At 49.5% G+C, this 15,540-nt stretch carries 13 protein-coding genes; 9 read left to right on the top strand and 4 right to left on the bottom strand.

Annotated features, from left to right (window positions below; genetic code table 11):
• Positions 1–46: 46 nt before the first annotated feature.
• The 3 genes from AC4IE7_RS21280 (at position 47) to katG (ending at position 5,143) form a co-directional block, all read left to right on the top strand.
• A complete protein-coding gene (locus AC4IE7_RS21280; protein WP_490778890.1) occupies positions 47–1,723 on the top strand; it encodes an ABC transporter permease in 1,677 nt (558 codons plus the stop codon).
• On the top strand, positions 1,707–2,753 hold the full coding sequence (locus tag AC4IE7_RS21275) for an ABC transporter ATP-binding protein (RefSeq protein WP_490778889.1): 1,047 nt from the start codon (positions 1,707–1,709) through the stop codon (positions 2,751–2,753). Before AC4IE7_RS21280 ends, AC4IE7_RS21275 begins: the two co-directional genes overlap by 17 nt.
• Before the next feature lie 224 nt (positions 2,754–2,977).
• Positions 2,978–5,143 carry a catalase/peroxidase HPI gene (gene katG / locus AC4IE7_RS21270; RefSeq protein WP_490778888.1) on the top strand — a complete coding sequence of 722 codons (2,166 nt, stop codon included), beginning with the start codon at positions 2,978–2,980 and terminating at the stop codon, positions 5,141–5,143.
• 56 nt (positions 5,144–5,199) lie between these two features.
• Here the strand turns inward: katG and AC4IE7_RS21265 are convergent, their stop codons facing one another.
• Entirely contained in the window at positions 5,200–5,388 is a 189-nt protein-coding gene (locus AC4IE7_RS21265; RefSeq protein ID WP_490778887.1) for a ribonuclease H, read from the bottom strand.
• Positions 5,389–5,500: 112 nt separating this feature from the next.
• Complete coding sequence (locus AC4IE7_RS21260) at positions 5,501–7,180, bottom strand: lytic transglycosylase (protein WP_490778886.1); 1,680 nt, start codon at positions 7,178–7,180, stop codon at positions 5,501–5,503.
• Positions 7,181–7,605: 425 nt separating this feature from the next.
• Here AC4IE7_RS21260 and AC4IE7_RS21255 point away from each other — a divergent pair, with 425 nt between their 5' ends.
• From AC4IE7_RS21255 to dnaQ, 3 genes are read left to right on the top strand one after another with little or no spacing between them, the layout of a single operon-like run.
• Positions 7,606–8,367 (top strand): class I SAM-dependent methyltransferase, encoded by a 762-nt coding sequence (locus AC4IE7_RS21255; RefSeq protein ID WP_490778885.1) that lies wholly within the window; start codon positions 7,606–7,608, stop codon positions 8,365–8,367.
• 59 nt (positions 8,368–8,426) lie between these two features.
• On the top strand, positions 8,427–8,867 hold the full coding sequence (gene rnhA, locus AC4IE7_RS21250; RefSeq protein ID WP_490778884.1) for a ribonuclease HI: 441 nt from the start codon (positions 8,427–8,429) through the stop codon (positions 8,865–8,867).
• Positions 8,867–9,568, top strand: a complete 702-nt coding sequence (dnaQ, locus tag AC4IE7_RS21245) for a DNA polymerase III subunit epsilon (RefSeq protein ID WP_490778915.1) — start codon at positions 8,867–8,869, stop codon at positions 9,566–9,568. Before rnhA ends, dnaQ begins: the two co-directional genes overlap by 1 nt.
• 39 nt (positions 9,569–9,607) lie before the next feature.
• Here the strand turns inward: dnaQ and fnr are convergent, their stop codons facing one another.
• Together fnr and AC4IE7_RS21235 are read right to left on the bottom strand one after the other, a co-directional pair.
• Positions 9,608–10,366, bottom strand: a complete 759-nt coding sequence (fnr, locus tag AC4IE7_RS21240) for a fumarate/nitrate reduction transcriptional regulator Fnr (RefSeq protein ID WP_490778883.1) — start codon at positions 10,364–10,366, stop codon at positions 9,608–9,610.
• A 381-nt stretch (positions 10,367–10,747) separates the two neighbouring features.
• Positions 10,748–11,107, bottom strand: coding sequence for a sulfur globule family protein (locus AC4IE7_RS21235; protein WP_490778882.1), 360 nt, complete (start codon positions 11,105–11,107; stop codon positions 10,748–10,750).
• A gap of 529 nt (positions 11,108–11,636) precedes the next feature.
• On the opposite strand from AC4IE7_RS21235, the gene pyrG reads away from it, so the two are divergent.
• From pyrG to eno, 3 genes are all read left to right on the top strand, one after another.
• The gene (gene pyrG, locus AC4IE7_RS21230) at positions 11,637–13,268 is read left to right on the top strand and encodes a CTP synthase (protein ID WP_490778881.1); all 1,632 of its coding nucleotides are present in this window, start codon (positions 11,637–11,639) and stop codon (positions 13,266–13,268) included.
• Positions 13,265–14,098, top strand: a complete 834-nt coding sequence (gene kdsA / locus AC4IE7_RS21225; protein ID WP_490778880.1) for a 3-deoxy-8-phosphooctulonate synthase — start codon at positions 13,265–13,267, stop codon at positions 14,096–14,098. The genes pyrG and kdsA overlap by 4 nt, the downstream gene beginning before the upstream one ends.
• An 82-nt stretch (positions 14,099–14,180) precedes the next feature.
• Positions 14,181–15,464, top strand: coding sequence for a phosphopyruvate hydratase (eno, locus tag AC4IE7_RS21220; protein WP_490778879.1), 1,284 nt, complete (start codon positions 14,181–14,183; stop codon positions 15,462–15,464).
• Positions 15,465–15,540: the final 76 nt, after the last annotated feature.

Raw genomic sequence — 15,540 nt, 5'->3', positions numbered from 1 at the left:
CAGAGATCTGTAAGACCCTGTCTGTTGGTAACTGAAGCCACAAGTCATGCTGGCAGCAGATAGAAGTAGAGTACTCTCTCGACTCTCATTCAGGATGAATGGCTGGAGTATTGGTGTACTCGCCATCGCTCTGTTGCTTTCGGTCCCTGTATTGGTAGTGCTCGGATACCTCTTTGAACCCGCCGGTGAGGTTTGGGAGCACCTGGCTGCTACGGTGTTGCAGGACTACATCACCAACTCACTATTGCTGATGGTTGGTGTGGCCATAGGGGTTTTATTGTTGGGGGTAAGTACGGCCTGGCTGACCAGTATGTGTCAGTTCCCGGGACGCTGGCTGTTTGAGTGGGCGCTGCTACTGCCGATGGCGATTCCAGCGTACATCATTGCCTACACCTATACCGGGCTTTTCGACTTTGCCGGTCCTGTACAGACGCTTCTGAGAGAGCTGACTGGATGGGGGTATGGTGATTACTGGTTCCCTGAGATTCGCTCCATTGAAGGTGCGGCACTGATGCTTTCACTGGTGCTCTATCCCTATGTCTATCTGCTCTCCAGAGCTGCTTTTATGGGGCAGTCAATCTGTGTTTTGGATGTCAGCCGAACCCTGGGTAACGGTCCTTGGAGAACCTTTTTCAAGGTAGCCTTACCACTGGCGAGACCGGCGATTGTTGCCGGATTGTCTCTGGCATTGATGGAGACCCTGGCTGACTACGGCACAGTGCAGTATTTTGGTGTTTCCACTTTCACCACAGGTATCTTTCGTACCTGGTATGGTATGAATAACGCCGCTGCGGCAGCTCAACTCTCCGCCATGTTATTACTGGTTGTGTTCACTCTGATCCTGATTGAGAAGGGATCCCGCAGGCAGGCTCGATATCATCACACCACTCAGCGGCATCAATCATTGACCCGCTTTCAATTGAACCGCAAGCAATCTTTGATGGCTTTTGTTATCTGTTCAGGGGCGCTCTTGTTAGGCTTTATTTTACCGGCTGGTCAGTTGCTTTGGTGGGCCATGACCACAGCAGAAGAGAGTCTGGACAGTCGTTTTTTCAGTTTAATAATCCATAGCCTGCTGTTGGCGGGCAGTGCCTCTCTGTTGGCGCTATTACTGGCGCTTTTTCTCAGTTATGGCAAACGCCAATATGGAAGCTGGCCGGTTATACTTGCAGTGAGGACTGCGGGCATGGGGTACGCCATTCCAGGTACAGTGATTGCGATAGGCGTCATGATTCCCTTTGCAGCCTTCGACAATAGTCTGGATGAGTGGATGCGTGGCGAGTTCGGTTGGTCTACAGGTCTCTTACTGAGTGGCACACTGGTTGCCCTTATCTTTGCCTATCTGGTACGTTTTCTGGCAGTTTCACTGCAAACAGTTGAAGCAGGTTTGGGGAAGATTCGTCCGACCATGGATGAAGTTGCCCTGTCGATGGGGGCCGGTTCAGGAGAGATTATACGCCGGGTGCATATGCCAATGCTTAAAGGGAGTCTGATGACTGCTCTGCTGTTGGTATTTGTTGATGTGTTAAAGGAGTTGCCGGCAACACTGATACTACGTCCCTTCAACTACAATACGCTGGCGGTAAGAGCTTATGAGTTGGCCTCCGATGAACGATTGGCTGATGCCTCATACGCTTCGTTGACCATTGTGGCTGTTGGTATTTTACCGGTTATTTTATTAAGTCGTTCCATTACACGGTCGCGTCATGCCGAATCAACTTAAGGTCGAAAATATCAGTGTCAAGTATGGTCGGCAAACCGTTGTTGACGATGTCAGCTTTGCCTTGCAAAAGGGTGTGATAGGTTGCCTGTTAGGTCCCAGTGGCTGTGGGAAGACCAGTCTTTTACGTGCCATAGCGGGATTCGAACCCCTGACAAAGGGAGAGATACAGCTCGATGGTCGCTGTGTATCTCGCCCTGGTGAGACTTTGGCCCCTGAAAAACGACGTGTGGGCATGGTGTTTCAGGATTTCGCCCTCTATCCCCACCTCAATATTGAGGAGAATATTGCCTTCGGACTACGAGGGTTGAGCAACTCTCAACGCAAGCAGAGGGTGAGAAGCCTGCTAGAGCTGGTTGGATTGTCAGGTTCAGAAAAGAGGTATCCCCATCAATTGTCCGGTGGGCAGCAGCAGCGAGTCGCCCTTATTCGGGCCATGGCGCCACAACCGGATATACTGCTGCTGGACGAGCCATTTTCAGGGCTTGATGTAGAGCTACGAGAACAGTTGGCCCGTGAGGTGCGGGATATCCTCAAGCGGGAAGAGGTTACCGCCATACTGGTGACGCATGATCAACTGGAAGCCTTCGCATTGGCCGATGCGATTGGTGTCATGGGTGAGGGGCGATTGCGGCAATGGGATAGTGGTTATTCCCTTTACCATCGACCCAGGGATCGTTTTGTTGCCGATTTTATCGGTCAGGGGGCGATGGTGCCTGGCCATGTCACCGAGGATGGTGAGATTCAATCTCCTTTGGGGAAGATAAGAGGAGAGTTCGTTGAGTCACCCAAAGTAGGAGAGGCTGTAGAGTTGCTGCTACGTCCTGATGATGTCATTCATGATGATCAGAGTGACTTCAAGCTTAAAATAGTGGATAAGGTTTTTCAGGGCGCAGAATATCTCTATACCCTGGCACTCTCAGATGGCACTGAGATATTGTGTCTGGTTCAAAGTCACCATGATCATGGGATAGGCGAGATGATCGGGATTCGTCTCTTTGTTGATCATGTTGTGGCTTTTCCTGCAGTTTAAACACTTCTGAACAGCTTCGCCATATCACTTCTGTTTTTCATTGCATGTCTAGCCACTCAGTTAATATCAGCAGTAGTGGCTATGTTTATTTGATTGATAGTATAAAACTATCGATTAATTAATAATAAACGATTTCAATTATCAAAGATTCGGGCATAGAGTTATATCAGGTCATCCCTAAACGGATGAAAAAAACTGATCATCCATCAAAAGGAGATAACACAATGTCTGAAAATAGATGCCCCTTTCATCATGCTGCTGCTGGTGGTGGCATGTCGAACCGTGACTGGTGGCCGAACCAGTTACGCCTGGATATTCTGCGTCAACACTCATCAAAGTCCACGCCTATGGGTGAGGGATTTAACTATGCTGAAGCGTTCAAAGAACTTGACCTTGATGCGGTGAAGAGAGAGCTTCATGAGTTAATGACCGATTCGCAGGATTGGTGGCCAGCGGACTTCGGTCACTATGGTCCACTGTTTATTCGTATGGCGTGGCACAGTGCTGGTACCTATCGCACCAGCGATGGTCGGGGAGGTGGTGGCACTGGTAACCAGCGATTCGCACCGGTCAACAGTTGGCCGGATAACGTCAACCTCGATAAGGCTCGCAGACTGATCTGGCCAATCAAGCAGAAGTACGGTCAAAAAATATCCTGGGCCGACCTGATGATTCTCGCTGGCAACGTCGCTCTGGAGTCGATGGGATTCAAGACAATCGGTTTTGCCGGTGGACGTGAAGATATCTGGGAGCCGGAAAAGGATATCTACTGGGGTATTGAAGATAGCTGGTTGGAAGATAAACGTTTTTCAGGTGAGCATGAAGGTCTTGAAAAACCCCTCGCAGCAGTCCAGATGGGGCTGATCTATGTCAATCCCGAAGGTCCGAATGGTAATCCTGACCCGTTAGCAGCAGCTAAAGACATTCGCGAGACCTTTGCGCGTATGGCCATGAATGACGAAGAGACTGTAGCGCTGATAGCAGGTGGCCACAGCTTCGGCAAAACCCATGGCGCAGGAGATGCTGTACTGGTAGGACCTGAGCCGGAAGCTGCTCCAATTCAGGAGCAGGGTATGGGTTGGAGGAGTGGTTATGGTTCAGGTCAAGCAGGCGACACGATCACCAGTGGCCTCGAAGTTACCTGGACATCCACACCAACCAAGTGGAGTAATAACTTCTTCTGGAACCTGTTTGGATACGATTGGGAATTGACTAAAAGTCCAGCTGGTGCATATCAGTGGATACCAAAGAACGGTGCAGGTGCCGATTCAGTGCCTGATGCCCATGACTCTGAAAAGCGGCATGCCCCGACTATGCTGACAACTGATCTGGCGCTGCGATTTGATCCTGAATATACAAAAATTGCACGACGCTTTTATGAGGATCCAGATCAGTTTGCTGATGCATTTGCACGGGCATGGTTCAAACTGACTCACCGAGATATGGGGCCTCGTGCACGCTATCTCGGTTGTGAAGTTCCTCAAGAGGAGTTTCTCTGGCAGGATCCGATTCCTGCTGTAGATCATGAACTGATTGATCAGCAGGATATTGCAGATCTTAAGAGTGAGATCCTCGATTCTGGCCTCTCAGTCGCCGAATTGGTTTCAACCGCCTGGGCCTCTGCATCAACCTATCGTGGCTCAGACATGAGAGGTGGTGCCAATGGTGCCCGTATTCGCCTGGCACCGCAGAAGGATTGGCAGGTCAACCAGCCGGATCAGTTGCAGAAGGTGTTGAATGCCCTGAAGAAGATCCAGAGTGATTTCACAAAACCGCTTTCAATGGCGGATCTGATTGTATTGGCCGGTTGTGCCGCAGTTGAGCAGGCAGCGAAGCAGGCAGGGCATAATGTAACGGTTCCCTTCAGCCCTGGTCGAATGGATGCCTCCCAAGCAGATACAGATGAGCAATCTTTTGCTGTATTGGAGCCGGAAGCTGATGGTTTCCGCAACTACATGAAGAGGAGATACACCGTTTCCGCAGAAGAGATGCTGGTGGATAAGGCACAGCTGCTGACCTTGACCCCTGCAGAAATGACAGTGCTAATTGGTGGTATGCGTGTTCTCAAGGCCAACTTTGAAGGGAGTGTTCACGGTCTCTTCACTGATCGCCCCGAGGTGCTGAGCAATGACTTCTTTGTCAATCTGCTCGATATGGGGACTGCTTGGCGTGCGCTCTCTGCAGATGAGGATCTGTTTGAAGGGGTTGACCGGAAAACTGGTGAATCCAAGTGGAGCGCTACGCGTGTCGATCTGGTATTCGGTTCAAATTCAGAATTGCGCGCGTTGGCGGAAGTCTATGCTGCTGCTGACTCAGAAGAGAAGTTCGTGCATGACTTCATCCAGGTTTGGAACAAGGTGATGAATCTGGATAGATTCGATCTTGCTTGATTTAACCTGGTATACAGGCCACAGGATGTGGCCTGATAAAATATCAGGGGGTCGGCTCAGCAGTTAAAGAGGCGATCAATCGCATCCAGACCATCCTGAACCACGTCATCCAAATCTTCAGGGTCATCATCATGCTCATAGGCCAGCATTGAGTAGACCGACAGAGATTTTAACGCCAAAGCGATCTTTTCGACGTCAGGCAGGTTGAGTTCAGCCCCTTCTTTCAACTGACATTCATTACTCATAGTCGTGACCCCATTTACACGAATAGTGGTCTGCCGATAGTCTGTTAGCTCGGTCTTGGAGTCAAAAAATACCGATCATCCGTTGATTTGAATCAAAGAAAGGAAACATAAGTCAGAGTGTTTGTTCAGTGACGTCAACATACAGCTTGATACTTTGACCAGGTTTCAGATATTTCCCCTTGATAGTATTCCAGCGTTTGAGGTCTGCCACTGAGACTTTGAAGCGTTGTGCGATGCGAGAGAGGGAGTCACCCCGTCTTACTTTGTAGTGCAGCCGACTTTGAGTGCCTGTAGGTTGCAGATCAAGAAGTGAAATTTTTGAAGTTGATTTGGACGTCCAGATGACCAGTTTTTGTCCTGTTTTCAAAGGGTCACCTGGTGCCATACCATTCCAGCTGGCCAGTTTTTTGTAACTGACGTGGTGTGCTTTGGCGATATCCCAAAGCGTGTCACCAGACTTTACCCGATAGTGTTGTTTTACACCTTTTCTTGAACGGTTTTGTATCGCAGATTTACGTTGATCCTGTGTGTATACATAGTGATCCAGGTTCTTGCTGGATACGGGGATCAGCAGATGTTTGCCTGCCCGAATCCTATTGCCGCTAATTTTGTTCACTTGCCGAATCAGTTTTGCTGAGGTGCCGTGTCGACGGGCAATTACGCTGAGGGAATCACCGGACTTGATTTTATACCGCTTCCAGGTCAGGCGTTTTTCAGCGGGCAAAGCTGCAAGTTTCTGTTTGAACTGATCAATCTTATCCAGTGGTAGGGTCAACTGATGGTGACCATCAGGGTCTGTGGCCCAGCGATTGAAACCAGCATTCAGCAGATAGAGTTCCTGAATGGGTATATCAGCCATTTCAGCTGCAAGGGCAAGGTCGAGTTGGGATTTAATGTCAACCGTGGAGAAATAGGGCTCATTGGGGACGGCTAACAGGTCAAATCCATAGCTCTCGGCATCCTTGAAAATCTGGGCTAAAGCAAGCAGTCGGGGGACATAGGCACTGGTCTCGTCAGGCAGTTTGAGAGACCAGAAATCGGTTGGCTTTCCTCTCTTGATATTGCGTTTGATCGCGCTCCTTACGGTACCAGCGCCAGAGTTGTATGAAGCCAGAGCCAGTTCCCAGTCTCCATCGAACTGCTTGTTCAGACGTGTGAGGTAATCAAGCGCTGCGCGGGTTGACCTGACTACATCCCTGCGTCCGTCATACCACCAGTTTTGCTTGAGACCGAAGTGTCGTCCCGTTGACGGTATGAATTGCCAGATGCCTGCTGCTCTGCCAGGTGAGTAGGCAAAAGGCTGAAATGCGCTCTCAACTGCGGGCAGAAGGGCGATTTCAGTCGGGATATCCCGCTTTTCGATCTCCTGCAGAATAAAATAGAGAAAAGGTGCGGCTCTCTCCTGAATTCGTTGTAAATATTTAGGGTGTTTTTTATACCAGTTCAGCTCTCTGGTGAGGCGGGGGTTGCTTGGGATTGAAAGCTTATATTGGTCACGCATCCTATCCCAGATATGTTCTGGCTCAGGGTCAGGTAGGGAAGCGATAACCTCCTGCAATTGTTCAGCAACTTCAGGCATCTGCTCCGATCTTACCTGCTTCTCCTCTGTTAGCGGCTGAGTTTGCAGGGCCTCGGTTGAGATGGTGTCAAGGGGAACCTCAACCAGTGCGGATTCCTGCCCGGGGTTTGGCAGTGACTGACAGGCTGTCAACAGGCAGGCGAAGATCAGGTTCATGAACAATAGAAGCGGATTTGAGAGAAAATCGGGTGAATTGGTTGGTAACTTAGGCATACTGAATTCTGAAAGAAAATAAAAATAAAGCCGTGTATGATTTCCATGTAATGAACTCCTGACAAGCGGCCACCAGTTGCAATCTGTGTAGAGATCAGGATCTGTTTCGTGGTGCCTCAACTTGCTGAGCATCTCTTAGGGCTGCATACCAGGGATTGCTTATGCAATGATTGTCGAAGAGACATCACCATCCATATGGAGCATTAGATCCGAAATGGCAAATCGCAACGCGGTCGTCGATCGATAAAATGAGACATCAAACCAGATTCACTCACTACCAGAGCCGCTCAAATCCACATTTGTGTTGTCACAATAACAGACAGACGATAGCTGAGCGCCAGTCGTTGCTACCAGCTTCCAGGACAGCGCTCAAAAACACAGATTACCTGACACTAGTGTCGGTAGCAAAGTCGATACCTTTATAGATGAGAGAATTCAGGCGGTTAAAACTTCGATCTTGCCAACAGAGTCACATTCAGGAGTGGTTCAATAGTCAGCTTGGAGAGAGTTTGGCCGCTCAAGAGTCTGAATATCTTCAGCAGCACATCTCCGCAATGTTTGGCTATCATGTGGTGCAGATCGGCCATTTGAAGCAGGATGAAGACCTGTTGCGGGTGAGTCCTGCGCGGAACCGGATTGTGATGGGGGTTACGCCAGGTGGAAAAAACGTTGATCTGCAGGCTGAACCTTATAGGCTGCCATTTGCTGGCGACTGTGTGGATGGTATTTTACTACCCCATACCCTGGATTTTTCCTCTGATCCCCACCAGGTGTTACGTGAAGTGGAGCGGGTTTTGATTCCCGAGGGGAAGCTGCTGATCACTGGGTTCAACCCCTGGAGCCTCTGGGGAGGGGTAAGACTGCTTAGGTTGAGGTCATCGATACCGCCTTGGTGTGGTCACTTTTTCAGCAGTCGAAGGGTTTTGGATTGGCTGTCACTTTTAGGCTTTGATCTACTTGATATTCACTTTCTTAATTACAGGCCACCGATCCAAAGACCCGGTATTAGTCAGAGACTCCAATTTCTGGAGCAGCTCGGGGAGAATCTCTATCCGAATTTTGGTGGGGTGTATATCATATTGGCCGTAAAGCGCGTGGTTACTCTTACACACATTCGCCCGAAATGGTCGGTAAAAAAACGTGTTTTACCCACTGCAGCAGAACCAACAATCAGGAATGGGACTTAGTGATCAGGCCTGTTAAGCATAAGAAACCCTATCTCTTAACGGATTTTTAAGAAGTATAAATGACTCAAATAGTAGAACTTTTTAGTGATGGCGCCTGTAAAGGGAATCCTGGACCTGGTGGTTGGGGGGTTGTACTGCGCTATGCAGGCCATGAAAAGAGACTGTATGGCGGTGAGCCTGGCACTACCAATAACCGGATGGAGCTGCTTGCGGTAATTCGGGGGTTACAGGAGCTGACAAGGCCCAGTCAGGTGCAAGTGACTACCGATTCACAATATGTAAAAAACGGCATTACCCAGTGGATCCACGGCTGGAAGAGAAATGGTTGGAAGACCTCTGCACGCAAGGCGGTAAAAAATGTTGATTTGTGGCGGGAATTGGATAGTGAAGTAAGTAAACATGATGTGGATTGGCAATGGGTAAAAGGACATGCTGGTCATCCAGGGAATGAATTGGCAGATGAACTGGCTAATCTGGGTATTCAGGAGATGTTGTCATGATGCGCCAGATTGTACTCGACACAGAAACCACCGGTCTGGAGCCAGAGCAGGGACATAGAATTATAGAGATCGGCTGTGTTGAGCTGGTTGACCGAAGATTGACAGGTAATAACTTCCATCAGTTTCTGCAACCAGATCGAGAGATCGATGCGGGGGCCATTGAGGTGCATGGTATCACCAATGAGTTTCTCGCCGACAAGCCGAAATTCTGTGATGTGGTGACTGACTTCATCGAATATGTGCGTGGTGCTGAATTGATTATCCACAATGCACCATTCGATGTCGGATTCCTTGATCATGAATTGAGGTTGATGGAAAACCCGCAGCGCATCGATGCACTGTGTGCTGTTACCGATACGCTGATCATGGCAAAGAAGATGCATCCAGGGCAGAGAAACAGCCTTGATGCATTATGCAGACGCTATGATATCGATAACTCCCATCGTGAGCTGCATGGGGCGTTACTGGATGCTGAAATACTCGCCGATGTCTATTTGATGATGACCGGTGGACAGACGGCGCTGGTTTTGGATGACGATCTTGGGCAGCAGGATGGTGATGAGCAATCGGTTGATAATATCCGCCGACTGTCAGCCGGCCGTCCCCCTCTCAAAGTGGTTGTTGCCGGCGCTGAAGAGATTGAAGCCCATGAGCGTCAACTTGAGGAGATGGGCGAAAGGTGCGTTTGGCTTAACAGTTAAGGGCGTCTCTAATAATTGCTTGTGCCCTTAAGTCTGGATTTAACCTCTGGATTGTGTGGACTTGGCGCTATCGCAGCCTTGCACGATGTCATACAACCTCGGTATGTCGAGTAACTGTACATGTTTCCGCTCTACTCGAAGCAGGTTTTCATCCTGAAACCTGGTAAAGAGTCTACTCACGGTCTCGACTGCTAAACCGAGGTAGTTACCGATTTCATGGCGTGACATACTGAGAAAGAAGTCGCTGGCAGAAAAACCCCGTTGTTTGAATCGTTCTGAGAAGCTGAGTAGGAAGGTTGCTAAGCGCTCCTCGGCACTCTTTTTACCCAGTAGCGTCAACATTTCCGTCTCCTGACCTATCTCCCGACTGAGCAGGCGATACATCTGGTGTTGCAGACTGGGCATTATGCAGCTCAGAGATTCCAGCTGGGAGAATGGGATTTCACATACCGCTGTAGTCTCAAGGGCGATGGCTGAGCAGGTGTGGCTATCGTCCTGGATTGCATCCAGGCCAATAAGTTCGCCGGGAAGATGAAATCCCAATACCTGTTCTCCACCATCCTCATTTGGGCTGTAGGTCTTGACCGAACCGCTTGTTATAACCCGTAAGCTATGAAACTTGTCTGCCCCGCGGTAGAGATGATCTCCTCGATGGTAGGGGCGGCCTCGCTTGATGATGCCATCGAGGCGTTCGACATCGTCCGGAGTCAGCCCCATGGGGAGACATAGGGTGGCAAGGCTGCAGTTTTTACAGGCGACCTTGATGTTTTCAAATGATACGACTTTTCTACTAGTCAAGTAATCGCTCCAGCATGGCAGGTGCTATATAGGCAATGTATTGTGCACCCAGTTAGTGTTTAAGGCATTTCTTACCCTTGAATTGTCCTCTCTCACCCTGAATTTAGCTTTGCTCAGAGGCGGTTTTGCCAAATAAAAACATTAAAAGCTGCTTTACCAGGCGCATATGCCAGGCTGATACAGCTTAATGTCTCCCAATCTACCCTATTTCGTCCATGTTTAATTGTTGGTGGGCTGGCAATTCGAGCTATTTTTCCAGAAATTCTTGATGTGGATCAAGTGGTTTTACTGTTTTTATTACTTTGGATCATTGATTTTTAGTCTGTCGCCGAATAAAAAAACCGGCCTGAAGGCCGGCTTTTCTGCTATTGATCGGCCTGATTATTGAGCCGGAGCAGGAGCGGGTGCAGCTGCAGGAGGTGCTGGATAGCCATAAGGAGCACCACCATATGGTGCGCCATAAGGAGCGCCGCCGTAGCCATAAGGAGCGCCGTAGCCATAAGGACCATAGCCATTGTTGTAGCCACGGTAGTAGTTATTACCACGACCATAGCCAGAACCACGGGCGTTGCCGCTCATGCCAAAGCTGAAATCACCAGAGCCATCACCATAGCCGTCACCGTAGCCGTCGTTGTTATAACCACGGTTGCCGCCCCATGGGCCGTTGCCCCACCAGGCAGATGCACTGGTAGACACAGCTACGAGTGCCGCGATGCTCAGAACTTTAGCAAATTTAGTCATGCTTTCTTCCTCTCAAATGATTGTTTTCATACTACATCGGTGATGTAGAAAAGCGGCCTTACAGCCTCCATCATGCAATGGTTAAGGACTTCACGCCAAGTCTGTCATGTTACGGGGCAGACTGTAGGGTAAAGTTCTACTTGCCTCAGTAGTTGTTATTTGCGTAACACGCCAATCGATTATAGACCCTGGTCAGTTATAATCAATCGAATTATTGAGCCCCGTATGGAGACGATTTCATGGCAATCTTGTCTATTTGATTCGATCTATTTGGATCCTGAGCAAGCAGCTCTCAGGGGCGATCTGATGGAAATCTCTGGGGAGTTCCGAGTTACTTCCTTATATAGAGTGCAGATATTTTTATCGAGGACATGCCTTGAATCAGTAGTTTGTTGCAGTTCTGAATAATACCTAAATTGAAACCAGGTTGGTTAGCCCTTCGAGATTGAGTGAAGAGGGGCAATCTGTTACTGTTTACACCCGTCCTATATCCCATTTTCCTGCACTCTAACCTGGTAAGCAGAATTACATGACCAGTTTTATTTTTATTACGGGCGGTGTTGTCTCCTCCCTTGGCAAAGGTATCGCTTCAGCTTCTCTGGCTGCACTGCTGGAGGCCCGCGGACTGGATGTCACAATGATCAAGCTGGATCCCTATATTAACGTGGATCCCGGCACCATGAGTCCTTTTCAGCATGGCGAGGTGTTTGTAACCGAAGATGGATCTGAAACAGATCTGGATCTCGGCCATTACGAACGATTTATCGACAGTACCATGGGGTTTAATAACAACTTCACCACAGGTCAGATCTACGAAAATGTGATTCGCAAGGAGCGAAAAGGGGAGTATCTGGGGGGTACGGTTCAAGTAATTCCCCATATCACCAATCAAATCAAGGACAGTATCCAGCTTGGTGCGGCTGACAAGGATATCTGTCTGGTAGAGATAGGCGGTACCGTAGGCGATATCGAATCCCTGCCATTTCTGGAGGCGATCCGGCAAATGGGCGTGGAGATGGGGCCACAACGGGCGATGTTCATGCATCTTACCCTGGTGCCCTATATCAAAGCATCTGGAGAGATCAAAACCAAACCGACTCAACATTCGGTGAAGGAGTTGCGCTCGATCGGTATTCAACCGGATATCCTGGTATGTCGCTCTGAGCAGCCTCTGCCGGAAGCAGAGCGTAGAAAGATTGCACTTTTTACCAATGTCCCTGAACCTGCCGTTATCTCAGCTGTCGATGCTGATTCGATCTATCGGATTCCTGTGCTGCTGCATGCTCAGAATATGGATGAGTTGGTGAATCAGCGCTTTGGTCTGAATTTGCCACCTGCGGATCTCTCTGAATGGGAAGCATTTCTTGAAGGGCTGGACAATCTGGAAGGAGAAGTGAAAGTCGCGATGGTGGGTAAGTACGTGCATCTCACCGAAGCATATAAGTCCCTCTCTGAGGCGCTGGTTCATGCTGGCGTGCATACCGGGAATCGGGTGGTTATTCACTATGTCGATTCTGAGCAGATAGAGAAGAGTGGCATCGATAGCTTGAAGGGTATGGATGCTATCCTGGTGCCGGGGGGATTTGGCAATCGCGGCGTAGAGGGCAAAATTGCTGCAGTAAGCTATGCGCGGGAGAACTCGATCCCCTATCTGGGTATCTGTTTGGGTATGCAGGTGGCAGTGATTGAGTTTGCTCGCCATGTGGCCGGTTTGGCAGATGCTCACAGCACTGAATTTGATCGCTCTACGCCTAACCCTGTAATCGGATTAATCGTGGAGTGGCTGAATGCGGATGGTAAGCTTGAAACCCGGAGTGAAAACTCCGATATGGGGGGCACCATGCGTCTCGGCGGACAAGAGTGCAGGCTGCAACCTGGTAGCCTCACCCATCAACTCTATGACAAAGAGGTCATTGTCGAACGCCACCGCCACCGCTACGAATTCAATAACAGCTACCTTGATGATATTGTCACTGCCGGCATGAAGGTCTCTGGCCGTTCGGTTGATGGCCGTTTGGTCGAAATCGTTGAGATACCTGAACATCCATGGTTTGTGGCTTGTCAATTTCATCCGGAATTTACCTCCACACCTCGTCATGGACACCCGCTCTTTTCTGGGTTTATTGAAGCGGCCAGAAAACATAGGGATAGCCAGGCGTGAAGCTGTGTGATTTCGAAGTTGGACTGGATCGGCCCATTTTTCTGATTGCTGGCCCCTGTGTAATCGAGAGTGAACAACTCGCGATGGAGACAGCAGGGACGTTGAAAAGCCTTTGCAACGATCTTGGAATACCCTTTATCTACAAATCATCTTTTGATAAAGCCAATCGTTCCTCATCTGAGAGTTATCGTGGACCCGGTATGGAGCAGGGTCTGCGGATACTCGAGAAGGTCAAAGCTGAATTGGGTGTGCCTATCCTTACAGATGTGCATGAAGACACCCCATTGGATGAGGTGGCTGAATGTGTTGACGTTTTACAGACACCGGCCTTTCTCTGCCGCCAAACCAATTTTATCCAGCGTGTTGCCAGTCAGGGTTTACCCGTTAATATTAAGAAAGGGCAGTTCCTTGCACCCTGGGATATGACCCATGTGGTTGAGAAGGCCAGGGCAGTGGGGAATCAGCAGCTGATGGTTTGTGAGCGTGGAGTCTCATTTGGCTATAACAATCTGGTATCAGATATGCGTTCACTTGCTGCAATGCGAGAGACAGGATGTCCAGTGGTCTTTGATGCGACACATTCGGTTCAGTTACCTGGGGGACAGGGTAAGCATTCCGGAGGGCAGAGGGAGTTTGTTCCAGTACTTGCCCGGTCTGCAGTGGCTGCCGGTGTGGCAGGTCTGTTCATGGAGACCCATCCCGAGCCGGATAAAGCGTTGAGTGATGGACCAAACGCCTGGCCACTAGCGAAGATGAAGGCACTTCTTGAAACGCTGGTGGCATTGGATAGACAGGTTAAACAAAGTGGCCTGATTGAATTGGAATTATAAATCTGGCGAGTCATCTGCCTGTAACATTGCTTGATGACAATAGTGCTAATAGAAACAAACGACAGAACAAGACGGAGACGAAATGTCTGAAATTGTTGATGTACGTGGACGAGAAATTCTCGATTCACGAGGAAACCCGACCATTGAAGCCGATGTATTCACAGCAGATGGCGCCATAGGCAGGGCAATGGTGCCTTCCGGTGCCTCTACCGGATCACGTGAAGCCCTGGAGTTGAGGGATGGTGATAAGAGTCGCTATCTGGGCAAGGGTGTTCTGCAGGCGGTTGCACATATCAATGGCCCCATCAAAGAGGCATTGATGGGCATGGATGTTACAGATCAGTCTGGTGTAGATCAGTGCATGCTCGATCTGGACGGAACAGAAAATAAATCAAAGTTGGGTGCCAATGCGCTTTTAGGTGTCTCTCTGGCAGCAGCTCACGGCGCAGCCCAGGAGAGGGCGCTGCCACTCTATCGTTCCCTCTCATCTGGTCCCTACCGCTTGCCAGTACCAATGATGAATATCATCAATGGTGGTGCACATGCCGATAATAGTGTCGATCTGCAGGAGTTCATGATTCTGCCTGTGGGTGCCGGTTCGATTCGTGAAGCGGTGCGCTACGGCGCCGAGGTCTTTCATGCTCTGCAGAGTGTGCTAAAGGGCAGGGGCATGGCAACGGCGGTGGGCGATGAAGGTGGTTTTGCCCCCAATCTTCCCTCCAATGAGTCAGCGATCGAAGTGATCCTGGAAGCTATAGAAAAGGCAGGATTCTCTTCTGGACGCGATATCTATCTGGGTCTGGATGTCGCGAGCTCGGAATTTTATCAGGATGGGGTCTACGACCTGGCATCGGAAGGGCGCAAATTCAGTGCTGAAGAGTTCACCGATTATCTTGCTGCCTGGGTGGATCAGTATCCTATCATCACCATCGAGGATGGTATGGATGAGGGGGATTGGGAAGGCTGGAAGCTGCTGACTGATAAACTGGGTGAAAAGGTACAGCTGGTTGGTGATGATCTGTTTGTAACCAATACTAAAATCCTGCAGCGCGGGATTGATGAGAAGATCGCCAACTCGATTCTAATCAAAGTCAATCAGATAGGCACCTTAAGTGAGACTATGGCCGCTATAGATATGGCTAAGGCTGCTGGTTACAGTGCAGTGATTTCCCACCGCTCTGGTGAAACAGAAGATACCACTATTGCGGATCTGGTTGTGGCGACAGGTACTGGACAGATCAAAACCGGCTCCTTATCCCGTTCAGACCGAGTCGCAAAATACAATCAGTTAATGCGCATTGAGGATCAATTGGGTGAAGATGCAATCTATGCTGGTAAAGATGCCTTTCCAGTAGCGATCCCTTGATCCGGATGGTACGACCGAGCGCAGTATGCTTTTTGAGATCCTGGCCTGCTCGTGAATTATTCGCTCTTTCAGGGCT

It is taken from the genome of Candidatus Thiodiazotropha sp. AKAK3 (assembly GCF_058244645.1).
The sequence above is the reverse complement of the archived record's forward strand: the minus strand, read 5'-3'. Positions and strand labels throughout refer to the sequence as shown.